Annotated in this window: 31 protein-coding genes and 1 pseudogene; 31 read left to right on the forward strand and 1 reads right to left on the reverse strand. The window is 66.2% G+C overall.

Features of this window, described 5'->3' with window-relative positions; all coding sequences use genetic code 11:
* Positions 1–25: 25 nt before the first annotated feature.
* The 7 genes from J2N69_RS21970 to tuf all read left to right on the forward strand — a co-directional run bounded on the left by J2N69_RS21970 (position 26) and on the right by tuf (position 9,878).
* On the forward strand, positions 26–3,940 hold the full coding sequence (locus J2N69_RS21970) for a DNA-directed RNA polymerase subunit beta' (RefSeq protein ID WP_127910227.1): 3,915 nt from the start codon (positions 26–28) through the stop codon (positions 3,938–3,940).
* A 135-nt stretch (positions 3,941–4,075) separates the two neighbouring features.
* Positions 4,076–4,834: a hypothetical protein gene (locus J2N69_RS21975; RefSeq protein ID WP_230902290.1), complete on the forward strand. Its 759-nt coding sequence runs from the start codon at positions 4,076–4,078 to the stop codon at positions 4,832–4,834.
* An 11-nt stretch (positions 4,835–4,845) separates the two neighbouring features.
* Entirely contained in the window at positions 4,846–5,262 is a 417-nt protein-coding gene (locus tag J2N69_RS21980; protein WP_230902291.1) for a hypothetical protein, read from the forward strand.
* 268 nt (positions 5,263–5,530) lie between these two features.
* A complete protein-coding gene (gene rpsL / locus J2N69_RS21985; protein ID WP_003948652.1) occupies positions 5,531–5,902 on the forward strand; it encodes a 30S ribosomal protein S12 in 372 nt (123 codons plus the stop codon).
* Positions 5,903–5,904: 2 nt separating this feature from the next.
* Complete coding sequence (rpsG, locus tag J2N69_RS21990; protein ID WP_003974303.1) at positions 5,905–6,375, forward strand: 30S ribosomal protein S7; 471 nt, start codon at positions 5,905–5,907, stop codon at positions 6,373–6,375.
* A gap of 39 nt (positions 6,376–6,414) precedes the next feature.
* Positions 6,415–8,541 (forward strand): elongation factor G, encoded by a 2,127-nt coding sequence (fusA, locus tag J2N69_RS21995; RefSeq protein WP_127910222.1) that lies wholly within the window; start codon positions 6,415–6,417, stop codon positions 8,539–8,541.
* A gap of 143 nt (positions 8,542–8,684) precedes the next feature.
* Positions 8,685–9,878, forward strand: a complete 1,194-nt coding sequence (gene tuf / locus J2N69_RS22000) for an elongation factor Tu (protein ID WP_127910221.1) — start codon at positions 8,685–8,687, stop codon at positions 9,876–9,878.
* A gap of 160 nt (positions 9,879–10,038) precedes the next feature.
* Here tuf and J2N69_RS22005 read toward each other — a convergent pair.
* Positions 10,039–10,650, reverse strand: a pseudogene (locus tag J2N69_RS22005) (helix-turn-helix domain-containing protein); the annotation flags it as partial.
* On the opposite strand from J2N69_RS22005, the gene J2N69_RS36685 reads away from it, so the two are divergent.
* From J2N69_RS36685 to J2N69_RS22120, 24 genes are all read left to right on the forward strand, one after another.
* Positions 10,609–10,776: a DUF397 domain-containing protein gene (locus tag J2N69_RS36685; protein WP_408056904.1), complete on the forward strand. Its 168-nt coding sequence runs from the start codon at positions 10,609–10,611 to the stop codon at positions 10,774–10,776. The pseudogene J2N69_RS22005 and the gene J2N69_RS36685 overlap by 42 nt on opposite strands.
* A gap of 404 nt (positions 10,777–11,180) precedes the next feature.
* Entirely contained in the window at positions 11,181–11,489 is a 309-nt protein-coding gene (gene rpsJ / locus J2N69_RS22010) for a 30S ribosomal protein S10 (RefSeq protein ID WP_003948644.1), read from the forward strand.
* Positions 11,490–11,503: 14 nt separating this feature from the next.
* Positions 11,504–12,148, forward strand: coding sequence for a 50S ribosomal protein L3 (rplC, locus tag J2N69_RS22015; RefSeq protein ID WP_030782583.1), 645 nt, complete (start codon positions 11,504–11,506; stop codon positions 12,146–12,148).
* A gap of 8 nt (positions 12,149–12,156) precedes the next feature.
* Entirely contained in the window at positions 12,157–12,810 is a 654-nt protein-coding gene (rplD, locus tag J2N69_RS22020; protein WP_062775135.1) for a 50S ribosomal protein L4, read from the forward strand.
* Positions 12,810–13,229: a 50S ribosomal protein L23 gene (gene rplW, locus J2N69_RS22025; RefSeq protein ID WP_125514474.1), complete on the forward strand. Its 420-nt coding sequence runs from the start codon at positions 12,810–12,812 to the stop codon at positions 13,227–13,229. Before rplD ends, rplW begins: the two co-directional genes overlap by 1 nt.
* Positions 13,230–13,268: 39 nt before the next feature.
* A complete protein-coding gene (rplB, locus tag J2N69_RS22030) occupies positions 13,269–14,105 on the forward strand; it encodes a 50S ribosomal protein L2 (RefSeq protein WP_030782576.1) in 837 nt (278 codons plus the stop codon).
* Positions 14,106–14,117: 12 nt separating this feature from the next.
* Entirely contained in the window at positions 14,118–14,399 is a 282-nt protein-coding gene (gene rpsS / locus J2N69_RS22035; protein ID WP_030782571.1) for a 30S ribosomal protein S19, read from the forward strand.
* Positions 14,400–14,441: 42 nt separating this feature from the next.
* Positions 14,442–14,789 carry a 50S ribosomal protein L22 gene (gene rplV, locus J2N69_RS22040; protein ID WP_004571827.1) on the forward strand — a complete coding sequence of 116 codons (348 nt, stop codon included), beginning with the start codon at positions 14,442–14,444 and terminating at the stop codon, positions 14,787–14,789.
* Positions 14,789–15,622, forward strand: coding sequence for a 30S ribosomal protein S3 (gene rpsC, locus J2N69_RS22045; protein WP_127912616.1), 834 nt, complete (start codon positions 14,789–14,791; stop codon positions 15,620–15,622). Before rplV ends, rpsC begins: the two co-directional genes overlap by 1 nt.
* A gap of 5 nt (positions 15,623–15,627) precedes the next feature.
* Complete coding sequence (gene rplP / locus J2N69_RS22050) at positions 15,628–16,047, forward strand: 50S ribosomal protein L16 (protein ID WP_014047785.1); 420 nt, start codon at positions 15,628–15,630, stop codon at positions 16,045–16,047.
* On the forward strand, positions 16,047–16,271 hold the full coding sequence (gene rpmC, locus J2N69_RS22055; protein WP_127912615.1) for a 50S ribosomal protein L29: 225 nt from the start codon (positions 16,047–16,049) through the stop codon (positions 16,269–16,271). Before rplP ends, rpmC begins: the two co-directional genes overlap by 1 nt.
* Positions 16,271–16,555, forward strand: coding sequence for a 30S ribosomal protein S17 (gene rpsQ / locus J2N69_RS22060; protein ID WP_125514477.1), 285 nt, complete (start codon positions 16,271–16,273; stop codon positions 16,553–16,555). Before rpmC ends, rpsQ begins: the two co-directional genes overlap by 1 nt.
* Positions 16,556–16,658: 103 nt before the next feature.
* Positions 16,659–17,027, forward strand: coding sequence for a 50S ribosomal protein L14 (gene rplN, locus J2N69_RS22065; protein ID WP_003974257.1), 369 nt, complete (start codon positions 16,659–16,661; stop codon positions 17,025–17,027).
* A gap of 2 nt (positions 17,028–17,029) precedes the next feature.
* Positions 17,030–17,353 (forward strand): 50S ribosomal protein L24, encoded by a 324-nt coding sequence (gene rplX, locus J2N69_RS22070; RefSeq protein ID WP_030685463.1) that lies wholly within the window; start codon positions 17,030–17,032, stop codon positions 17,351–17,353.
* The gene (rplE, locus tag J2N69_RS22075; protein WP_062775145.1) at positions 17,353–17,910 is read left to right on the forward strand and encodes a 50S ribosomal protein L5; all 558 of its coding nucleotides are present in this window, start codon (positions 17,353–17,355) and stop codon (positions 17,908–17,910) included. The genes rplX and rplE overlap by 1 nt, the downstream gene beginning before the upstream one ends.
* A 5-nt stretch (positions 17,911–17,915) precedes the next feature.
* A complete protein-coding gene (locus tag J2N69_RS22080; protein WP_003956452.1) occupies positions 17,916–18,101 on the forward strand; it encodes a type Z 30S ribosomal protein S14 in 186 nt (61 codons plus the stop codon).
* 218 nt (positions 18,102–18,319) lie between these two features.
* On the forward strand, positions 18,320–18,718 hold the full coding sequence (gene rpsH / locus J2N69_RS22085) for a 30S ribosomal protein S8 (RefSeq protein WP_018528360.1): 399 nt from the start codon (positions 18,320–18,322) through the stop codon (positions 18,716–18,718).
* 21 nt (positions 18,719–18,739) lie between these two features.
* Complete coding sequence (gene rplF / locus J2N69_RS22090) at positions 18,740–19,279, forward strand: 50S ribosomal protein L6 (RefSeq protein ID WP_055527119.1); 540 nt, start codon at positions 18,740–18,742, stop codon at positions 19,277–19,279.
* A 3-nt stretch (positions 19,280–19,282) separates the two neighbouring features.
* A complete protein-coding gene (rplR, locus tag J2N69_RS22095) occupies positions 19,283–19,666 on the forward strand; it encodes a 50S ribosomal protein L18 (protein WP_127912613.1) in 384 nt (127 codons plus the stop codon).
* 41 nt (positions 19,667–19,707) lie between these two features.
* Positions 19,708–20,316 (forward strand): 30S ribosomal protein S5, encoded by a 609-nt coding sequence (gene rpsE / locus J2N69_RS22100; RefSeq protein WP_127912612.1) that lies wholly within the window; start codon positions 19,708–19,710, stop codon positions 20,314–20,316.
* Positions 20,316–20,498 (forward strand): 50S ribosomal protein L30, encoded by a 183-nt coding sequence (gene rpmD, locus J2N69_RS22105; RefSeq protein ID WP_005481207.1) that lies wholly within the window; start codon positions 20,316–20,318, stop codon positions 20,496–20,498. The genes rpsE and rpmD overlap by 1 nt, the downstream gene beginning before the upstream one ends.
* A 1-nt stretch (position 20,499) precedes the next feature.
* Complete coding sequence (rplO, locus tag J2N69_RS22110; RefSeq protein WP_062775150.1) at positions 20,500–20,955, forward strand: 50S ribosomal protein L15; 456 nt, start codon at positions 20,500–20,502, stop codon at positions 20,953–20,955.
* Positions 20,956–21,180: 225 nt separating this feature from the next.
* Positions 21,181–22,494 carry a preprotein translocase subunit SecY gene (secY, locus tag J2N69_RS22115; protein WP_127912611.1) on the forward strand — a complete coding sequence of 438 codons (1,314 nt, stop codon included), beginning with the start codon at positions 21,181–21,183 and terminating at the stop codon, positions 22,492–22,494.
* Complete coding sequence (locus tag J2N69_RS22120; RefSeq protein WP_230902292.1) at positions 22,494–23,147, forward strand: adenylate kinase; 654 nt, start codon at positions 22,494–22,496, stop codon at positions 23,145–23,147. Before secY ends, J2N69_RS22120 begins: the two co-directional genes overlap by 1 nt.
* The last annotated feature ends 66 nt before the right edge of the window (positions 23,148–23,213 follow it).

A 23,213-nucleotide genomic window follows, 5' to 3' on the forward strand; every position in this document is an offset into this window, starting at 1 on the left:
CCCCGAAAGAGGGATTGACGACAAAGTGCTCGACGTCAACTTCTTCGACGAGCTGCGGATCGGCCTTGCCACCGCGGACGACATCCGACAGTGGTCCCACGGCGAGGTCAAGAAGCCGGAGACCATCAACTACCGCACGCTCAAGCCCGAGAAGGACGGACTCTTCTGCGAGAAGATCTTCGGTCCGACCCGGGACTGGGAGTGCTACTGCGGCAAGTACAAGCGTGTCCGCTTCAAGGGCATCATCTGTGAGCGCTGTGGCGTAGAGGTCACGCGCGCCAAGGTGCGCCGCGAGCGGATGGGCCACATCGAACTGGCCGCTCCCGTCACCCACATCTGGTACTTCAAGGGCGTCCCGTCGCGCCTCGGATACCTCCTCGACCTCGCCCCGAAGGACCTCGAGAAGGTCATCTACTTCGCGGCGTACATGATCACGTTCGTGGACGAGGAGCGTCGTACCCGCGACCTGCCGTCCCTGGAGGCGCACGTCTCCGTCGAGCGTCAGCAGATCGAGAACCGTCGCGACTCCGACCTGGAGGCCCGCGCCAAGAAGCTCGAGACCGACCTGGCCGAGCTCGAGGCCGAGGGCGCCAAGGCCGACGTGCGCCGCAAGGTGCGCGAAGGCGCCGAGCGCGAGATGAAGCAGCTCCGTGACCGCGCCCAGCGCGAGATCGACCGTCTCGACGAGGTGTGGAACCGCTTCAAGAACCTCAAGGTCCAGGACCTTGAGGGCGACGAGCTGCTCTACCGCGAGCTGCGTGACCGCTTCGGCACGTACTTCGACGGCTCCATGGGTGCCGCTGCCCTGCAGAAGCGCCTGGAGTCCTTCGACCTCGACGAGGAGGCCGAGCGCCTCCGCGAGATCATCCGTACCGGCAAGGGCCAGAAGAAGACCCGTGCGCTCAAGCGCCTCAAGGTCGTCTCCGCGTTCCTGCAGACCAGCAACAGCCCCAAGGGCATGGTGCTCGACTGCGTGCCGGTTATCCCGCCGGACCTGCGTCCGATGGTGCAGCTGGACGGTGGCCGCTTCGCGACCTCCGACCTGAACGACCTGTACCGCCGCGTGATCAACCGCAACAACCGCCTGAAGCGGCTTCTCGACCTCGGCGCGCCCGAGATCATCGTGAACAACGAGAAGCGCATGCTCCAGGAGGCCGTCGACGCGCTCTTCGACAACGGCCGTCGTGGTCGCCCGGTCACGGGTCCCGGCAACCGTCCGCTGAAGTCGCTGTCCGACATGCTCAAGGGCAAGCAGGGCCGCTTCCGTCAGAACCTCCTCGGCAAGCGTGTGGACTACTCCGCGCGTTCGGTGATCGTCGTCGGTCCGCAGCTGAAGCTGCACCAGTGCGGTCTGCCGAAGGCCATGGCGCTGGAGCTCTTCAAGCCGTTCGTGATGAAGCGCCTGGTCGACCTGAACCACGCGCAGAACATCAAGAGCGCCAAGCGGATGGTCGAGCGCGGCCGCACGGTCGTGTACGACGTCCTCGAAGAGGTCATCGCCGAGCACCCGGTTCTGCTGAACCGTGCGCCCACGCTGCACCGCCTCGGCATCCAGGCCTTCGAGCCGCAGCTGGTCGAGGGCAAGGCCATCCAGATCCACCCGCTCGTCTGCACCGCGTTCAACGCGGACTTCGACGGTGACCAGATGGCCGTCCACCTGCCGCTCTCCGCGGAGGCGCAGGCCGAGGCCCGCATCCTGATGCTGTCCTCGAACAACATCCTGAAGCCGGCCGACGGCCGTCCCGTCACCATGCCGACCCAGGACATGGTGCTGGGCCTGTTCTTCCTCACCACCGACGAGGAAGAGCGCAAGGTCATCGGCGAGGGCCGGTCCTTCGGCTCCACGGCCGAGGCGATCATGGCGTTCGACGCCCGCGAGCTGTCGCTCCAGGCGAAGGTCGACATCCGCTTCCCGGTGGGCACCATCCCGCCGCGCGGCTGGACCCCGCCGGTCAGCGCCGAGGGCGACGACTTCGGTGACGAGCGTGCCTACCAGCAGGGCGACAGCTTCCGGCTGCGTACGACGCTGGGCCGCGCGCTCTTCAACGAGCTGCTGCCCGAGGACTACCCCTTCGTCGACTACTCCGTCGGCAAGAAGCAGCTCTCCGAGATCGTCAACGACCTCGCCGAGCGCTACCCCAAGGTCATCGTGGCGGCGACGCTCGACAACCTGAAGGCGGCGGGCTTCTACTGGGCGACCCGTTCCGGCGTCACCGTGGCCATCTCCGACGTCGTCGTGCCCGAGGCCAAGAAGGCCATCGTCAAGGGCTACGAGGAGCAGGACGAGAAGGTCCAGAAGCAGTACGAGCGCGGTCTGATCACCAAGGACGAGCGCACGCAGGAGCTCATCGCGATCTGGACCAAGGCGACCAACGAGGTCGCCGAGGCGATGAACGCGAACTTCCCCAAGACCAACCCCATCTTCATGATGGTTGACTCGGGTGCCCGAGGAAACATGATGCAGATGCGGCAGATCGCCGGTATGCGTGGTCTGGTGTCGAACGCGAAGAACGAGACCATCCCGCGTCCGATCAAGGCCTCGTTCCGTGAGGGCCTCTCCGTCCTCGAGTACTTCATCTCCACGCACGGTGCCCGTAAGGGTCTGGCGGACACGGCTCTGCGTACCGCCGACTCCGGTTACCTCACCCGTCGTCTGGTCGACGTCTCCCAGGACGTCATCATTCGCGAGGAGGACTGTGGCACCGAGCGCGGTCTGAAGCTCAAGATCGCGGTCAAGGGCGAGGACGGCGTGCTCCGCAAGACGGAGAACGTCGAGACCTCGGTGTACGCCCGCATGCTGGCCGAGGACGTCGTCATCGACGGCAAGGTCATCGCGCCGGCCAACGTCGACCTCGGTGACGTGCTCATCGACGCCCTGGTCGCCAACGGCGTCGAGGAGGTCAAGACCCGCTCGGTCCTGACCTGTGAGTCGGCGGTCGGCACCTGTGCCTTCTGCTACGGCCGCTCGCTCGCCACCGGCAAGCTGGTCGACATCGGTGAGGCGGTCGGCATCATCGCCGCCCAGTCCATCGGTGAGCCCGGTACCCAGCTGACGATGCGTACCTTCCACACCGGTGGTGTGGCCGGTGACGACATCACCCAGGGTCTGCCCCGTGTCGTCGAGCTCTTCGAGGCTCGTACGCCGAAGGGTGTCGCCCCGATCTCCGAGGCCGCGGGCCGTGTCCGCATCGAGGAGACCGAGAAGACCAAGAAGATCGTCGTCACCCCGGACGACGGCAGCGACGAGACGGCGTTCCCGATCTCGAAGCGTGCCAAGGTCCTGGTGCGCGAGGGTGACCACGTCGAGGTGGGCCAGCCGCTCACCTTCGGTGCCACCAACCCGCACGACGTGCTGCGCATCCTCGGTCAGCGCGCGGTCCAGGTCCACCTGGTCGGCGAAGTCCAGAAGGTCTACAACTCGCAGGGCGTGTCGATCCACGACAAGCACATCGAGATCATCATCCGGCAGATGCTGCGCCGCGTGACGATCATCGAGTCCGGCGACGCGGAGCTGCTGCCGGGCGAGCTGGTCGAGCGTTCGAAGTTCGAGACCGAGAACCGTCGTGTGGTCACCGAGGGCGGTCACCCCGCCTCCGGCCGTCCGCAGCTGATGGGTATCACCAAGGCCTCGCTGGCGACGGAGTCGTGGCTGTCCGCGGCCTCCTTCCAGGAGACGACCAGGGTCCTGACGGACGCGGCGATCAACGCCAAGTCCGACTCCCTGATCGGCCTCAAGGAGAACGTCATCATCGGTAAGCTCATCCCGGCCGGTACGGGCCTGTCCCGCTACCGCAACATCCGGGTGGAGCCGACCGAGGAGGCCAAGGCAGCGATGTACTCGGCCGTCGGTTACGACGACATCGACTACTCGCCGTTCGGCACGGGCTCCGGTCAGGCCGTTCCGCTGGAGGACTACGACTACGGGCCGTACAACCAGTAGGACCCAGGTCTGTTGAAGGGCGGTCACCTTTTGGGGTGGCCGCCCTTTGGCGTTGCCGGGCGCCAACTGTCTAGGATGCGGGTGGTTCGGGCCGCCGAAGTGCCGTGCGGCGCAGGGGAGTTGGAGGGTCGGTACGTGGAGACGGCGCGGCTCTCTTTCGGTCTGGCGGCCGCGGTGCTGATCCCGCTGGGACTCGCGTGGCACGGGCCGCGCCCCTGGCGGATGGTCCTCTTCACGGCCCTCTACGGGGCATACGCGGTCCTCCCGTACGCCGATGAGGGCAAGCCGTGGATCGCGCTCTGCGTGGCCGCTCTGCTGTCCCTGGGCCTCGTCCTGTGGAAGCACCCGGTCGGCCTGCCCGGCCTCGGCTTCTCGGTCACGCTGCCCCTGATGATGGGGCGAGTGGCGCGCAACCGCTGGGTGAGCGCCGTGGCCCTCCTGGGCGCCGTCGCCCTGGCGGCCTGGTCCGCCGGGCCCACGGCGGGGCCGCTCATGCGGGAGCTGGTGCTGAGCGACGAGGTGGCGGTGTTCCTCTCGGCGGCGCTCATTTCCGTGTTCGGGGGCGGAGCCCTGGCCAAGAGCGCGACGGGCCCGGTGCGCCGGGAGATCCTGGCCCTGCCGGACAGCCCGGAGCGGCGGGCCGCGGTCGAGTTCATGAGCGCGGGACGGGTGATCGGCCTGCTGGAGCGGGGGCTCCTCTTCGCCTTCCTCGCCGCGGGCCAGCCGGAGGCCGCGGCGCTGGTGCTCGCCGCCAAATCGCTGGCCCGGGTGCCGACGAGCGAACACGGCAAGCACGCGTCCGAGTACTTCCTCATCGGTACGCTGGCCAGTGTCATCGCCTCGCTGGCGATGAGCATGGCTGCTCGCTCAGCGGTCGGGCTGCCCATCCTCTAGGAGGCGCCGCCTTGGAGCTGCGAAGGCATCCCCTGGTCGTGAAGCTGCTGTCCCTGCACCTGCCGGCCACGGACTATGTGGTGGCCGGGAGCGGGCCGCTGCTGGCGCACGGCATCCGGGACCGGATCGGTGACCTGGACATCGTCGCTCGCGGGGCCGCCTGGAAGACCGCCGAGGCGTTGGCCGATCCGGTGGCGGCACCGTCCTGGCACGGCCACATGGTGCTGCTCTTCGGGGGCGACATCGAGGTCTTCGACCGGTGGCTGCCGGGTACGCCGGAGCCGGACGAGCTGATCGAGGGAGCGGAGTGGATCTCCGGCATCCCCTTCTGCCCTCTCTCCCAGATCCTGCTGTGGAAAGAGCGGTCGATCCGGCCCAAGGACCAGGCGGACGTCAAACTGATCAAGGACTTTCTGTGGCGCTCCTGATTCGCCCGGATGTCCGGCGTGTCGCCCCCCACCGCATTTGTTTTGACCAGACTCGATGAGGTAGGTACGCTCAGACCTTGTGCCTGGGGTGTGCCTGGGCTCGTGCGCGTGTCTTCAACCGCAGCGCGGGTCCGTCGACAAGGCCACCGCAATCTGCGCCCCTTTCCGCCTCGCGGCGGGAGTCTGCAGCATTCGACACACCCGACCGCGTGGGTCGGGGACGTTCCAGGTTAGCTTTACTATTCGGCACACAGAAACCGGAGAAGTAGTGCCTACGATCCAGCAGCTGGTCCGTAAGGGCCGGCAGGACAAGGTCGAGAAGAACAAGACGCCCGCACTTGAGGGTTCGCCCCAGCGCCGTGGCGTCTGCACGCGTGTGTTCACGACCACCCCGAAGAAGCCGAACTCGGCCCTCCGTAAGGTCGCGCGTGTGCGTCTGACCTCCGGGATCGAGGTCACGGCCTACATTCCGGGTGAGGGACACAACCTGCAGGAGCACTCCATCGTGCTCGTGCGTGGTGGCCGTGTGAAGGACCTGCCTGGTGTTCGCTACAAGATCATCCGCGGTTCCCTCGACACCCAGGGTGTCAAGAACCGCAAGCAGGCCCGCAGCCGCTACGGCGCCAAGAAGGAGAAGTAAGAATGCCTCGTAAGGGCCCCGCCCCGAAGCGCCCGGTCATCATCGACCCGGTCTACGGTTCTCCTCTGGTGACCTCCCTCATCAACAAGGTGCTGCTGAACGGCAAGCGCTCCACCGCCGAGCGCATCGTGTACGGCGCCATGGAGGGCCTGCGCGAGAAGACCGGCAACGACCCGGTCATCACGCTCAAGCGCGCGCTCGAGAACATCAAGCCGACCCTCGAGGTCAAGTCCCGCCGTGTCGGTGGCGCGACCTACCAGGTCCCGATCGAGGTCAAGCCGGGTCGTGCGAACACGCTCGCCCTGCGCTGGCTGGTCGGTTACTCCCGCGCCCGTCGCGAGAAGACCATGACCGAGCGTCTGCTCAACGAGCTCCTCGACGCCTCCAACGGCCTCGGTGCCGCTGTGAAGAAGCGCGAGGACACCCACAAGATGGCCGAGTCCAACAAGGCCTTCGCGCACTACCGCTGGTAGTCGCTACCCCCATCGAGACCGAGAGAAGACTGAGCCGACATGGCTACCACTTCACTTGACCTGGCCAAGGTGCGCAACATCGGCATCATGGCTCACATCGACGCGGGCAAGACGACGACCACCGAGCGGATTCTGTTCTACACCGGTGTCTCGTACAAGATCGGTGAGGTCCACGACGGTGCCGCGACGATGGACTGGATGGAGCAGGAGCAGGAGCGTGGCATCACGATCACCTCTGCTGCCACCACCTGTCACTGGCCGCTGAACGACGTCGACCACACCATCAACATCATCGACACCCCGGGCCACGTCGACTTCACCGTCGAGGTGGAGCGTTCGCTCCGCGTGCTCGACGGTGCCGTGACGGTGTTCGACGGCGTCGCCGGCGTTGAGCCCCAGTCCGAGACCGTGTGGCGTCAGGCGGACCGCTACGGCGTCCCGCGCATCTGCTTCGTCAACAAGCTCGACCGCACCGGTGCCGAGTTCCACCGCTGTGTCGACATGATCGTCGACCGCCTCGGTGCGACCCCCCTGGTCATGCAGCTGCCCATCGGCGCAGAGGCTGACTTCAAGGGCGTCGTCGACCTCGTCACCATGAAGGCCTTCGTCTGGTCCGCCGAGACCAAGATGGGCGAGGCCTACGACATCGTCGACATCCCCGACACGCACACCGAGGCTGCCGAGGAGTACCGCGGCAAGCTCCTCGAGGCCGTCGCGGAGAACGACGAAGAGATGATGGAGCTGTACCTGGAGGGCCAGGAGCCCACCGTGGAGCAGCTGTACGCGGCGATCCGCCGCATCACCATCGCCTCCGGCAAGGGCGGCGACACCACCGTCACCCCCGTCTTCTGCGGTACCGCGTTCAAGAACAAGGGCGTCCAGCCCCTGCTCGACGCGGTCGTGCGCTACCTGCCGTCCCCCCTGGACGTCGAGGCCATCGAGGGCCACGACGTGAAGGACCCGGAGACGGTCATCAAGCGCAAGCCGTCCGACGACGAGCCGCTGTCGGCCCTCGCGTTCAAGATCGCGAGCGACCCGCACCTCGGCAAGCTCACCTTCGTCCGGATCTACTCCGGTCGCCTGGACGCCGGCACCGCGGTGCTGAACTCCGTCAAGGGCAAGAAGGAGCGCATCGGCAAGATCTACCGCATGCACGCGAACAAGCGTGAGGAGATCGACTCGGTGGGCGCCGGTGACATCGTGGCCGTCATGGGCCTGAAGCAGACCACCACGGGTGAGACGCTCTCCGATGACAAGAACCCGGTGATCCTGGAGTCCATGGACTTCCCGGCGCCGGTCATCGAGGTCGCCATCGAGCCGAAGTCCAAGGGTGACCAGGAGAAGCTGGGTGTCGCCATCCAGCGTCTCTCGGAGGAGGACCCCTCCTTCCGCGTTCACTCGGACGAGGAGACCGGCCAGACCATCATCGGTGGTATGGGCGAGCTTCACCTCGAGGTGCTCGTCGACCGCATGAAGCGCGAATTCCGCGTCGAGGCGAACGTCGGCAAGCCGCAGGTGGCCTACCGCGAGACGATCCGCAAGGCCGTCGAGCGCGTGGACTTCACCCACAAGAAGCAGACCGGTGGTACCGGTCAGTTCGCGAAGGTGCAGATCGCGATCGAGCCCATCGAGGGCGGCGACGCGTCGTACGAGTTCGTGAACAAGGTCACGGGTGGCCGCATCCCCAAGGAGTACATCCCCTCGGTGGACGCGGGTGCTCAGGAGGCCATGCAGTTCGGCATCCTGGCGGGCTACGAGATGACGGGCGTCCGCGTCACGCTCATCGACGGCGCCTACCACGAGGTCGACTCCTCCGAGCTCGCCTTCAAGATCGCCGGTTCGCAGGCCTTCAAGGAGGCCGCGCGCAAGGCGTCCCCCGTGCTCCTCGAGCCGATGATGGCCGTCGAGGTCACCACGCCCGAGGACTACATGGGCGATGTCATCGGTGACATCAACTCCCGCCGTGGCCAGATCCAGGCCATGGAGGAGCGCAGCGGCGCTCGCGTCGTGAAGGGCCTCGTGCCCCTCTCGGAGATGTTCGGCTACGTCGGAGACCTCCGCAGCAAGACGTCGGGTCGCGCAAGCTACTCAATGCAGTTCGACTCCTACGCCGAGGTTCCGCGGAACGTCGCCGAGGAGATCATCGCGAAGGCCAAGGGCGAGTAACTCACCCCAGTTAACGCTTTAGGCTTGACACCATCCGCCGGGGTTCGACCCCGTAAGGCAAGAACCCCGGCGGCTGGCTTCCCAGCAAAGATCACCTGGCGCCGATGAAGCAAGGCGTACAGAACCACTCCCAGGAGGACCCAGTGGCGAAGGCGAAGTTCGAGCGGACTAAGCCGCACGTCAACATCGGCACCATCGGTCACATTGACCACGGTAAGACGACCCTCACGGCCGCCATTACCAAGGTGCTGCACGACGCGTACCCCGACCTGAACGAGGCCTCGGCCTTCGACCAGATCGACAAGGCTCCCGAGGAGCGCCAGCGCGGTATCACGATCTCCATCGCGCACGTCGAGTACCAGACGGAGACGCGTCACTACGCCCACGTCGACTGCCCCGGTCACGCGGACTACATCAAGAACATGATCACGGGTGCGGCGCAGATGGACGGCGCCATCCTCGTGGTCGCCGCCACCGACGGCCCGATGCCGCAGACCAAGGAGCACGTGCTCCTGGCCCGCCAGGTCGGCGTTCCGTACATCGTCGTCGCCCTGAACAAGGCCGACATGGTGGACGACGAGGAGATCCTGGAGCTCGTCGAGCTCGAGGTCCGTGAGCTCCTCTCCGAGTACGAGTTCCCGGGCGACGACCTGCCGGTCGTCAAGGTCTCGGCGCTCAAGGCGCTCGAGGGCGACAAGGAGTGGGGTGAGTCCGTCCTCAACCTGATGAAGGCTGTCGACGAGTCGATCCCGGAGCCCGAGCGCGACGTCGACAAGCCGTTCCTGATGCCGATCGAGGACGTCTTCACGATCACCGGTCGTGGCACCGTCGTCACCGGTCGTATCGAGCGTGGTGTCCTCAAGGTCAACGAGACCGTCGACATCATCGGCATCAAGACCGAGAAGACCACCACCACGGTCACCGGCATCGAGATGTTCCGCAAGCTGCTCGACGAGGGCCAGGCCGGTGAGAACGTCGGTCTGCTCCTCCGTGGCATCAAGCGCGAGGACGTCGAGCGCGGCCAGGTCATCATCAAGCCCGGTTCGGTCACGCCGCACACCGAGTTCGAGGCCCAGGCCTACATCCTGTCGAAGGACGAGGGTGGCCGTCACACCCCGTTCTTCAACAACTACCGCCCGCAGTTCTACTTCCGTACGACGGACGTGACCGGCGTCGTGACCCTCCCCGAGGGCACCGAGATGGTCATGCCGGGTGACAACACCGAGATGAAGGTGGAGCTCATCCAGCCCGTCGCCATGGAAGAGGGCCTGAAGTTCGCCATCCGTGAGGGTGGCCGGACCGTCGGCGCCGGCCAGGTCACCAAGATCAACAAGTAAGCTTCCCGCTTGCTTGAAGATCGGGGAGACCCGGTCGCTCTGAACTGAGCGCATCGCAGTACACGCAGTAAGGGAAGGGCCCGTACGACTTCGGTCGTGCGGGCCCTTTCTGGTTCCCTCCGGACGTACGAGGTCTGCCGTGCGGGCGCTCTGGCGACCTTCAGGATCGGCAGTCACGGCAGTGGCCCGGGGCCGGGGCGCGGAAGGCGCGGTCGCAGGAGTCGCAGTTGTGCAGGGGATGGAGTGTGGGCGGCGGGGCCGCGGCCGGGGGCCTGAAGGGCGGTGGTGGCGGCAGCAGGGCCGTGAGGCGGTGGGCGAGCAGGGCGGCGGGGCGGCGGAGGCCCTCGGGTGGCAGGTCGCGGGTGAGGGCGCGGCGTACGGCGGTGGGCTCGACGTCGCGTTCCAGCCAGGCAGCCACGCCGGGGGCGAGGTGGGCCGTGTCGTGGGCGGAGAGGAGTAGGCGGGCGTCGTGGTGGCGCAGCTCCGCCAGGAGGTCGGCGGTCTGCTGGAGGAGCGCCGGGGCCGGATACGCGGGGTGTGGCACGGCCGGGAGGGGGCGTGGCTGCTTACGCGGCGGCGGGCGGGGTACCGGGTGCTCGACGGCCTCTGGAGGCCCGGTCCGCGTCGCAGCGGGGGAGGGCGGCTGCTGTCGGGCCGCGCCCGGCTGGTTGCAGGAGATCGTGCGGGTGACGATGCGGCCGGCGGGAGTGCGTTCGCGCTCGCGGCGCAGATGGCCGGAGGCGGCGCCGAGCTGAAGTGGCGCAAGAGCAGCTACAGCGGCAACGGCAGCGAAACCGACTGCGTCGGGGTCGCGCCCGCCACGGACGCGTGGCGCACGCTGCCGGGATCTGACCCTGGGCAGGAGCTACGGGCGGGCGGACCGCCACGGCGGGTTTGACCTTCGTCACTCACGGGGTAGTCTTCTGGGCTCGATTGGCCCCGAGGGTGCCCCATGTGGCAGACTGTCGGGGTTGCTCGGTTGAGTGCCGATGCTGCGCGCCTCCCGCCGGGAGGACCGGAAGCGAGTCCCACAGTACTCGTCGCCTTATCTGCCGCCTGCGGCAGCGCTGGGGCGGACGTACGGGAATCTTTCGGGAAGTGTCAGCGGGGGGCTCGACCAGGCACCTGGTGGGTTTCTTCCCCCAGACCTTGCGGCTTTGGGCCGCAGACCCTTGGCAGGGAATCCGTACGGATATTTCTGTCAGCGGGACTGCGACACGCCCGACCGCGTGGGTCGGAGGAAGAGTGAAACAGGGCCCACAGGTTCCAGAGCGTTACGAGAGACAGGACTACTAAGTAGCCATGGCGGGACAGAAGATCCGCATCCGGCTCAAGGCCTACGACCACGAGGTCATCGACTCTTCGGCGAAGAAGATCGTCGAGACGGTGACTCGCACTGGTGCGTCGGTCGCGGGCCCGGTGCCGCTGCCCACTGAGAAGAACGTGTACTGCGTCATCAAGTCGCCGCACAAGTACAAGGACTCGCGCGAGCACTTCGAGATGCGCACGCACAAGCGCCTGATCGACATCCTCGACCCGACGCCCAAGACCGTTGACTCGCTGATGCGCCTGGACCTTCCGGCCGGCGTTGACATCGAGATCAAGCTCTGAAGGGCGCGAAGAAGATGACCAAGCAGATCAAGGGCATCCTGGGCGAGAAGCTCGGCATGACCCAGGTCTGGGACGAGAACAACCGTGTCGTCCCGGTGACCGTGGTCAAGGCCGGGCCCTGCGTCGTTACCCAGGTCCGTACGAATGACAGCGACGGCTACGAGTCGGTCCAGATCGCCTTCGGCGAGATCGACCCGCGCAAGGTGAACAAGCCCCTCAAGGGCCACTTCGCCAAGGCCGACGTGACCCCCCGTCGCCACCTCGTCGAGATCCGTACCGCTGGTGCCAGCGAGTACACCCTCGGCCAGGAGCTGACCGCCGAGACGTTCGAGGCCGGTATCAAGGTCGACGTCACCGGCAAGAGCAAGGGCAAGGGCTTCGCCGGTGTGATGAAGCGTCACAACTTCCACGGCGGCAAGGCCTCCCACGGTGCCCACCGCGTGCACCGCAAGCCCGGTTCCATCGGTGGCTGTGCCACCCCCGGCCGTGTCTTCAAGGGCATGCGCATGGCGGGCCGCATGGGCAACGAGCGGGTCACCACCCAGAACCTGACCGTCCACGCCGTTGACGCGGAGAAGGGTCTGCTGCTCATCAAGGGCGCGGTCCCCGGTCCGAACGGCGGCCTCGTCCTGGTCCGTACCGCGGCCAAGGGGGCCTGAGGTAACCCATGAGCACCATTGACATCCTTTCGCCGGCAGGCGACAAGACCGGGACGGTCGAGCTCCCCGCGGAGATCTTCGACGTCGAGAAGATCAGCATCCCGCTGATCCACCAGGTCGTCGTCGCGCAGCTGGCCGCGGCCCGTCAGGGCACGCACAAGACCAAGACCCGCGGTGAAGTCCGTGGTGGCGGCAAGAAGCCGTACCGCCAGAAGGGCACCGGCCGCGCGCGCCAGGGTTCGACCCGTGCGCCGCAGTTCGCCGGCGGTGGCGTCGTCCACGGCCCCGTGCCGCGTGACTACTCCCAGCGCACCCCCAAGAAGATGAAGGCTGCCGCCCTGCGTCACGCCCTCACCGACCGGGCGCGCAACTCCCGCATCCACGTCGTCACCGGCGTGGTCGAGGGCGAGATCTCCACGAAGGCCGCCAAGAGCCTGCTCGGCAAGGTCAGTGAGCGCAAGAACGTGCTCCTGGTCATCGAGCGCTCGGACGAGGCCTCGCTGCTCTCCGCCCGCAACCTGCCCCAGGTGCACATCCTGGAGCCGGGCCAGCTGAACACGTACGACGTGCTCGTCTCGGACGACGTGGTCTTCACCAAGGCCGCCTTCGAGTCCTTCGTGTCTGGCCCCAAGGCCAATGAGACCGAAGGGAGCGAAGCCTGATGGCTATTCGTCACCAGAGCATCGCGTCCAAGGCTGCGAAGGCCGCCAAGGCCGCGCGCGTCGCCAAGGCGAAGCGCATCGCGACCGAGGGCAAGATCGCTGTTGAGCCCACCCCGCTGAGCAAGTCCTTCTCGGACCCGCGCGACGTCCTCGTCAAGCCGGTCGTCTCCGAGAAGTCGTACGCGCTGCTCGACGAGGGCAAGTACACGTTCATCGTGGCCCCCGGCTCCAACAAGACCCAGATCAAGCAGGCCGTCGAGGCGGTCTTCTCGGTCAAGGTCACCGGAGTCAACACGATCAACCGTCAGGGCAAGCGCAAGCGCACGAAGTCTGGTTTCGGCAAGCGTGCCGACACCAAGCGCGCGATTGTGACCCTTGCTGAGGGCGACCGTATCGACATCTTCGGCCAGGCCTCCTAACGGAGCGCCCTGGTCCGAATATCGGACGAGGACTGAGAAATGGGAATCCGCAAGTACAAGCCGACTACGCCGGGCCGCCGTGGCTCCTCCGTAGCCGACTTCGTCGAGGTAACGCGGTCCACGCCGGAGAAGTCGCTGGTTCGCCCGCTGCACAGCAAGGGCGGCCGTAACAACGCCGGTCGGATCACCGTTCGCCACCAGGGTGGCGGACACAAGCGCGCCTACCGCGTCATCGACTTCCGTCGCCACGACAAGGACGGCGTGCCGGCCAAGGTCGCGCACATCGAGTACGACCCCAACCGCACCGCGCGCATCGCGCTGCTGCACTACGCGGACGGCGAGAAGCGCTACATCCTCGCCCCGCGCGGCACGCAGCAGGGTGACCGGATCGAGAGCGGCCCCGGCGCCGACATCAAGCCCGGCAACAACCTGGCGCTGCGCAACATCCCGGTCGGTACGACCATCCACGCCATCGAGCTGCGGCCCGGCGGCGGCGCGAAGTTCGCCCGCTCCGCGGGTGCCTCCGTGCAGCTGCTCGCGAAGGAAGGCGCCATGGCGCACCTTCGTATGCCGTCCGGTGAGATCCGTCTGGTCGACGTCCGCTGCCGCGCCACCATCGGCGAGGTCGGCAACGCCGAGCAGTCGAACATCAACTGGGGCAAGGCCGGCCGCATGCGCTGGAAGGGCGTCCGCCCGACCGTGCGTGGTGTCGTGATGAACCCGGTCGACCACCCGCACGGTGGTGGTGAAGGCAAGACCTCCGGTGGTCGTCACCCGGTCTCGCCGTGGGGCAAGAAGGAGGGTCGTACTCGTGATCGCAACAAGGCGAGCAACAAGTACATCGTCCGCCGCCGCAAGTCGAACAAGAAGCGCTAGGAGCGGGTTTAGATGCCGCGCAGTCTCAAGAAGGGGCCCTTCGTCGACGACCACCTCGTAAAGAAGGTGGACGCCCAGAACGAAGCCGGCACCAAGAACGTCATCAAGACCTGGTCCCGTCGCTCGATGATCATCCCCAGCATGCTGGGCCACACGATCGCGGTGCACAACGGCAAGACCCACATCCCGGTGTTCGTCACCGAGTCGATGGTCGGCCACAAGCTCGGCGAGTTCTCGCCGACGCGCACCTTCCGGGGTCACGTCAAGGACGACCGGAAGTCGAAGCGCCGCTAAGGCGGGGTGGAATCGACTATGACTAACACCGAAGGGACAACCATGGAAGCCAGGGCCCAGGCGCGGTACATCCGCGTCACGCCCATGAAGGCCCGCCGCGTGGTGGACCTCATCCGTGGCATGGATGCCACGGAGGCTCAGGCGGTCCTGCGTTTCGCCCCGCAGGCCGCGAGCGTGCCGGTCGGCAAGGTGCTGGACAGCGCCATTGCCAACGCCGCGCACAACTACGACCACACCGACGCCTCTTCGCTGGTCATCAGCGAGGCGTACGTGGATGAGGGCCCGACCCTGAAGCGGTTCCGTCCGCGTGCTCAGGGCCGTGCCTACCGGATCCGTAAGCGGACCAGCCACATCACCGTGGTCGTCAGCAGCAAGGAAGGAACCCGGTAATGGGCCAGAAGGTAAACCCGCACGGGTTCCGGCTCGGTGTCACGACCGACTTCAAGTCGCGTTGGTACGCCGACAAGCTGTACAAGGACTACGTCAAGGAAGACGTCGCCATCCGTCGGATGATGACGTCCGGCATGGAGCGCGCCGGCATCTCGAAGGTGGAGATCGAGCGCACCCGTGACCGCGTGCGTGTGGACATCCACACCGCTCGTCCCGGCATCGTCATCGGCCGCCGTGGCGCCGAGGCCGACCGCATCCGCGGCGACCTCGAGAAGCTCACGGGCAAGCAGGTCCAGCTGAACATCCTCGAGGTCAAGAACCCCGAGGTCGACGCTCAGCTCGTGGCCCAGGCCGTGGCGGAGCAGCTGTCCTCCCGCGTCTCCTTCCGTCGTGCCATGCGCAAGAGCATGCAGTCGGCGATGAAGGCGGGCGCCAAGGGCATCAAGATCCAGTGTGGTGGCCGTCTCGGCGGCGCCGAGATGTCGCGCTCGGAGTTCTACCGCGAGGGCCGCGTGCCCCTGCACACGCTCCGCGCCAACGTCGACTACGGCTTCTTCGAGGCCAAGACGACCTTCGGCCGCATCGGCGTGAAGGTCTGGATCTACAAGGGCGACGTCAAGAACATCGCCGAGGTCCGCGCCGAGAACGCCGCTGCCCGCGCCGGCAACCGCCCGGCCCGTGGCGGCAACGACCGCCCGGCCCGTGGTGGCCGCGGTGGCGAGCGTGGCGGTCGCGGTCGCAAGCCGCAGCAGTCGGCTCCGGCCGCCGAGGCCCCCAAGGCCGAGGCGTCCGCCGCTGCTCCGGCTGCTGAGAGCACCGGAACGGAGGCCTGACCGAAATGCTGATCCCCCGTAGGGTCAAGCACCGCAAGCAGCACCACCCGAAGCGCAGCGGTATGTCCAAGGGTGGTACGCAGGTTGCGTTCGGCGAGTACGGCATTCAGGCCCTCACTCCGGCGTACGTGACCAACCGCCAGATCGAGGCGGCTCGTATCGCGATGACCCGCCACATCAAGCGTGGCGGCAAGGTCTGGATCAACATCTACCCGGACCGTCCGCTCACCAAGAAGCCCGCCGAGACCCGCATGGGTTCCGGTAAGGGTTCTCCCGAGTGGTGGATCGCGAACGTCAAGCCCGGTCGGGTGATGTTCGAGCTGTCCTACCCGAACGAGAAGATTGCTCGTGAGGCGCTCACCCGCGCTGCTCACAAGCTTCCGATGAAGTGCCGCATCGTCCGGCGCGAGGCAGGTGAGTCGTGATGTCGGCCGGTACCAAGGCTTCCGAGCTGCGCGAGCTGGGCGACGAGGAGCTTGTCAACAAGCTTCGCGAAGCCAAGGAAGAGCTGTTCAACCTCCGCTTCCAGGCGGCGACGGGTCAGCTCGAGAACCACGGTCGGCTCAAGGCCGTCCGAAAGGACATCGCGCGGATCTACACCCTGATGCGTGAGCGCGAGCTGGGCATCGAGACGGTGGAGAGCGCCTGATGAGCGAGAGCAACGTGACTGAGAACACCGAGACCCGCGGCTTCCGCAAGACCCGTGAGGGTCTGGTCGTCAGCGACAAGATGGACAAGACCGTCGTCGTCGCCGTCGAGGACCGCGTCAAGCACGCGCTGTACGGCAAGGTCATCCGCCGTACGAACAAGCTCAAGGCGCACGACGAGCAGAACGCTGCCGGCGTCGGCGACCGCGTCCTCCTGATGGAGACGCGTCCGCTGTCGGCGACCAAGCGCTGGCGCATCGTCGAGATCCTCGAGAAGGCCAAGTAATTCTCTGAGGCATCCCTCAGAGTTCGTTCCGCCAGGCTCGGCAGGGGCCCACTCGTAGGAGCGAGGCCCCTGCCGGGAACCGGCAGACAATCAGGAGATAGACGTGATCCAGCAGGAGTCGCGACTGCGCGTCGCCGACAACACGGGTGCGAAGGAAATTCTCACCATCCGTGTTCTCGGTGGCTCGGGTCGCCGCTACGCGGGCATCGGTGACGTCATTGTCGCCACCGTGAAGGACGCGATCCCCGGTGGCAACGTGAAGAAGGGTGACGTCGTCAAGGCGGTCATCGTTCGCACCGTCAAGGAGCGCCGCCGTCCGGACGGCTCGTACATCCGCTTCGACGAGAACGCCGCCGTCATTCTGAAGAACGACGGCGACCCTCGCGGCACCCGTATCTTCGGCCCCGTCGGCCGTGAGCTGCGCGAGAAGAAGTTCATGAAGATCATCTCGCTCGCGCCGGAGGTGCTGTAAGCATGAAGATCAAGAAGGGCGACCTGGTCCAGGTCATCACCGGTAAGGACAAGGGCAAGCAGGGCAAGGTCATTGCCGCTTACCCGCGCGAGGAGCGCGTCCTGGTCGAGGGTGTCAACCGGGTCAAGAAGCACACGAAGGCCGGCCCGACCGCCAGCGGCTCGCAGGCCGGCGGCATCGTGACCACCGAGGCCCCCGTCCACGTCTCCAACGTCCAGCTGGTCGTGGAGAAGGACGGCAACAAGGTCGTCACGCGCGTCGGTTACCGCTTCGACGACGAGGGCAACAAGATCCGCGTTGCCAAGCGGACGGGTGAGGACATCTGATGACGACCACCACCACTCCGCGTCTCAAGACGAAGTACCGCGAGGAGATCGCGGGCAAGCTGCGTGAGGAGTTCTCGTACGAGAACGTCATGCAGATCCCCGGCCTCGTCAAGATCGTGGTCAACATGGGTGTCGGCGACGCCGCCCGTGACTCGAAGCTGATCGACGGTGCCATCCGCGACCTCACCACGATCACCGGCCAGAAGCCGGCCGTGACGAAGGCCCGGAAGTCCATCGCGCAGTTCAAGCTGCGCGAGGGTCAGCCGATCGGCTGCCACGTCACGCTCCGTGGCGACCGCATGTGGGAGTTCCTGGACCGCACCCTGTCGCTCGCGCTGCCGCGCATCCGCGACTTCCGTGGCCTGTCCCCCAAGCAGTTCGACGGCCGTGGCAACTACACCTTCGGTCTCACGGAGCAGGTCATGTTCCACGAGATCGACCAGGACAAGATCGACCGCGTCCGGGGTATGGACATCACCGTGGTCACCACGGCGACCAACGACGCTGAGGGCCGCGCGCTCCTTCGTCACCTCGGCTTCCCGTTCAAGGAGGCGTAAGCGAGATGGCGAAGAAGGCTCTCATTGCCAAGGCTGCTCGTAAGCCCAAGTTCGGTGTGCGTGCGTACACCCGCTGCCAGCGCTGCGGCCGTCCGCACTCCGTCTACCGCAAGTTCGGCCTCTGCCGCGTGTGCCTTCGTGAGATGGCTCACCGCGGCGAGCTCCCGGGCGTGACCAAGAGCTCCTGGTAGTCCTGCCCTTCAAGGGTTTTAGGACTCCTGGATCTCTCGGTAAGTAAAGGGTCGGCAGAGGCCCCGCTCTCCATGGCTTAGGCTAGGAGGGTTGGGCGTCTGCCGCCCTGACCGACTTACTACGCCGTAGGTCCCCGCGCCGCACCCGTCCCGCCTCTGAGTGGGGAGAGGGATGGCGCAGATAGGAAACCCCGGCGAGAGAGGCCGAAGGCCAATTCATGACCATGACTGATCCGATCGCGGACATGCTGACTCGTCTGCGTAACGCGAACTCGGCGTACCACGACACCGTGGCGATGCCGCACAGCAAGATCAAGTCTCACATCGCGGAGATCCTCCAGCAGGAGGGCTTCATCACGGGCTGGAAGGTCGAGGACGCCGAGGTTGGCAAGAACCTCGTTCTCGAGCTGAAGTTCGGCCCGAACCGTGAGCGCTCCATCGCGGGCATCAAGCGGATCTCCAAGCCCGGTCTCCGGGTTTACGCGAAGTCCACCAACCTGCCGAAGGTCCTCGGCGGCCTGGGCGTGGCGATCATCTCCACGTCGCACGGTCTCCTGACCGGCCAGCAGGCAGGCAAGAAGGGCGTAGGTGGGGAAGTCCTCGCCTACGTCTGGTAGTCGGGAACGGAGGAATAGCTAATGTCGCGTATTGGCAAGCTCCCCATCACGGTTCCCGCCGGCGTGGACGTCACCATCGACGGCCAGACGGTCGCGGTCAAGGGTCCCAAGGGCACCCTGAGCCACACCATCGTCGCGCCGATCGAGATCGCTAAGGGTGAGGACGGCGTTCTGAACGTCACCCGCCCGAACGACGAGCGTCAGAACAAGGCCCTCCACGGCCTGTCCCGCACGCTGGTGGCGAACATGATCACCGGCGTGACCCAGGGTTACGTGAAGAAGCTCGAAATCAGCGGTGTCGGTTACCGCGTCCTGGCGAAGGGCTCCAACCTGGAGTTCTCGCTCGGCTACAGCCACCCGATCCTGATCGAGGCGCCCGAGGGCATCTCCTTCAAGGTCGAATCGGCGACCAAGTTCTCGGTCGAGGGCATCGACAAGCAGAAGGTCGGCGAGGTTGCGGCCAACATCCGCAAGCTGCGCAAGCCCGACCCGTACAAGGCCAAGGGCGTCAAGTACGAAGGCGAAGTCATCCGCCGCAAGGTCGGAAAGGCGGGTAAGTAAGCCATGGCATACGGTGTCAAGATTGCTAAGGGCGACGCTTACAAGCGTGCTGCCATCAAGCGTCGTCACATCCGCATCCGTAAGCACATCTCGGGTACGGCTGAGCGTCCGCGCCTGGTCGTGACGCGCTCCAACCGCCACATCGTGGCCCAGGTCATCGACGACATCAAGGGTCACACCCTGGCGTCGGCGTCGACCCTGGACTCCACGATCCGCGGTGCCGAGGGCGACAAGTCCGCGGCCGCCAAGTCGGTCGGCGCCCTGGTCGCCGAGCGCGCCAAGGCCGCCGGTGTCGAGACTGTCGTGTTCGACCGTGGTGGTAACCAGTACGCCGGGCGCATCGCCGCCCTGGCGGACGCCGCCCGCGAAGCCGGACTCAAGTTCTGAGTCGGTTCCGTAGCTAGCGGAAACAGAGAGAGGTAATTCCAATGGCTGGACCCCAGCGCCGCGGTGGCGGTGCCGGTGGCGGCGAGCGGCGGGACCGGAAGGGTCGCGACGGTGGCAACGCCGCCGCCGAGAAGACCGCGTACGTTGAGCGCGTTGTCGCGATCAACCGCGTCGCCAAGGTTGTGAAGGGTGGTCGTCGCTTCAGCTTCACCGCGCTGGTCGTGGTGGGCGACGGTGACGGCACCGTGGGTGTCGGTTACGGCAAGGCCAAGGAGGTGCCGGCCGCCATCGCCAAGGGTGTTGAGGAGGCCAAGAAGCACTTCTTCAAGGTCCCCCGTATCCAGGGCACCATCCCGCACCCGATCACGGGCGAGAAGGCCGCGGGCGTCGTCCTGCTCAAGCCTGCTTCCCCCGGTACCGGTGTTATCGCCGGTGGCCCGGTGCGTGCCGTGCTCGAGTGCGCCGGCGTTCACGACATCCTGTCGAAGTCGCTCGGTTCGTCGAACGCGATCAACATCGTGCACGCGACCGTGGCGGCCCTCAAGGGTCTGCAGCGTCCCGAGGAGATCGCGGCTCGCCGTGGTCTGCCCCTCGAGGACGTCGCCCCCGCGGCTCTGCTGCGGGCGCGTGCCGGGGCTGGTGCTGCGTAATGGCACAGCTCAAGATCACGCAGACGAAGTCGTACATCGGCAGCAAGCAGAACCACCGCGACACCCTGCGTTCCCTTGGTCTCAAGGGCATCAACACGCAGGTCGTCAAGGAGGACCGTCCCGAGTTCCGCGGCATGGTGCACACCGTCCGCCACCTCGTGACGGTTGAGGAGGTCGACTGACATGGCGGAGCAGAACCCGCTGAAGGTCCACAACCTCCGGCCCGCCCCGGGCGCCAAGACCGCCAAGACCCGTGTGGGTCGTGGTGAGGCGTCCAAGGGTAAGACCGCTGGTCGTGGTACCAAGGGCACCAAGGCCCGTTACCAGGTTCCGGAGCGCTTCGAGGGTGGCCAGATGCCCCTCCACATGCGTCTCCCGAAGCTCAAGGGCTTCAAGAACCCGTTCAAGACCGAGTTCCAGGTCGTGAACCTCGACAAGCTGAGCGCGCTGTACCCGGAGGGTGGCGAGGTCACCGTCGAGGGTCTCGTCGCCAAGGGTGCCGTTCGCAAGAACAGCCTCGTCAAGGTCCTCGGCCAGGGTGAGCTCACCGTGGCGCTGCAGGTGACGGTCGACGCCGTCTCCGGCTCCGCCAAGGAGAAGATCACCGCCGCGGGCGGTACTGTCACCGAGCTCGTCTGACTTCCTCAGACGTGTCGATGACATGAGCGATTCCCAGCCGGGGATGCCCCACAAAAGGGGCATCCCCGGTTGGTCGTTCCAAGGGGGGCACGGTCGCCGGTAAGGTGGCGTGCACTGTCTAAGCTCCGTGCGGTCTGCCCGCACGGTTTTGTTGACTGATACGTATTCGTCGAACCTCAAGACCACCACCTCTGACGCACGCGCGCGGGGGTCGCAGGAGGCACCGTGCTCACCGCGTTCGCCCGGGCGTTCAAGACGCCCGACCTGCGCAAGAAGCTGCTCTTCACGCTCGGCATCATCGTGATCTACCGGGTGGGCACGCATGTGCCGATCCCCGGTGTCAGCTACAAGAACGTCCAGGCCTGCATCGACAACCAGAGTCAGACCCAGGGCCTGTTCGGTCTCGTCAACATGTTCAGCGGTGGCGCGCTGCTGCAGATCACGATCTTCGCGCTCGGCATCATGCCGTACATCACGGCGAGCATCATTCTGCAGCTGCTGACCGTGGTGATCCCGCGACTCGAAGCCCTCAAGAAGGAGGGCCAGGCCGGCACGGCGAAGATCACGCAGTACACGCGCTATCTGACCATCGCGCTCGCGATCCTGCAGGGCACGGGCCTGGTGGCCACGGCCCGCACCGGCACCCTGTTCAGCGGTTGCCCCGTCGCCAGCGAGATCGTTCCTGACCAGTCGATCTTCGTCACCATCACGATGGTCATCACGATGACCGCCGGCACGGCCTGCGTGATGTGGCTCGGTGAGCTGATCACCGACCGCGGCATCGGCAACGGCATGTCGATCCTGATGTTCATCTCGATCGCCGCGACCTTCCCGAGCGCCCTGTGGGCCATCAAGGAGCAGGGCTCGCTGGCGGACGGCTGGATCGAGTTCGGCACCGTGATCGCGGTGGGTCTCGTCATGGTCGGCCTGGTGGTCTTCGTCGAGCAGGCGCAGCGGCGCATCCCGGTCCAGTACGCGAAGCGCATGATCGGCCGCCGGTCCTACGGCGGGACGTCGACGTACATCCCGCTGAAGGTGAACCAGGCGGGCATCATCCCTGTGATCTTCGCCTCTTCACTGCTCTACATTCCGGCGCTGGTCGCCCAGTTCGCGGGCGGCAACGCGGGATGGAAGCTGTGGATCGAGGCGAACCTGACCAAGGGTGACCACCCGATCTACATCGCCACGTACTTCATCCTGATCGTCTTCTTCGCCTTCTTCTACGTCGCGATCTCCTTCAACCCCGAGGAAGTCGCCGACAACATGAAGAAGTATGGTGGCTTCATCCCGGGCATCCGGGCTGGCCGTCCGACCGCTGAGTACCTGAGCTACGTACTCAACCGGATCACCTGGCCGGGTTCGCTGTATCTGGGTCTGATCGCTCTTGTGCCGACGATGGCGTTGGTGGGCTTCGGGGCCAACCAGAACTTCCCCTTCGGCGGGACGAGCATCCTCATCATCGTGGGTGTGGGTCTGGAAACCGTGAAGCAGATCGAGAGCCAGCTCCAGCAGCGCAATTACGAAGGGTTCCTCCGCTGATGCGAATCGTCCTCGTCGGGCCGCCCGGTGCGGGCAAGGGAACGCAGGCCGCGTACCTCGCCAAGAACCTGTCGATCCCGCACATCTCCACGGGCGACCTCTTCCGTGCCCACATGAGCCAGGGCACGGAGCTGGGCAAGCGGGCGAAGGAGTACATCCACGCCGGCAACCTCGTGCCCGACGAAGTGACGATCGGCATGGCCAAGGAGCGCATGGCGCAGCCGGACGCCGTGAACGGCTTCCTGCTCGACGGGTTCCCGCGCAACGTGTCGCAGGCGGAGGCGCTGGACGTGGCGCTGAAGGCCGATGACGTGAAGCTCGACGCCGTCCTGGACCTGGAGGTCCCCGAGGACGAGGTCGTCAAGCGGATCGCCGGCCGTCGCGTCTGCCGCAAGGAGTCCAGTCACGTCTTCCACGTGACGTACTCGCCGCCGAAGCAGGAGGGCGTCTGCGACGTCTGCGGCGGTGAGCTGTACCAGCGCCCGGACGACAGCGAGGACACCGTCCGCAAGCGGCTTGAGGTCTACCACACGCAGACCGAGCCGATCATCGACTACTACCGGACCCAGGGCCTGGTCGTGACGATCTCGGCGCTCGGCAAGGTGGACGAGGTCACCGCGCGCGCGATGGACGCCCTCACGGGCGACAAGTAGTCAGTACGCTGTTTCGGCCGCGGTGCCCTGTCGGGGGACCGCGGCCGTACTGTTGTCTACGTACCC

The sequence above is a fragment of the Streptomyces huasconensis genome (assembly GCF_021028635.1).
GTDB classification, from domain to species: Bacteria; Actinomycetota; Actinomycetes; order Streptomycetales; family Streptomycetaceae; genus Streptomyces; species Streptomyces huasconensis.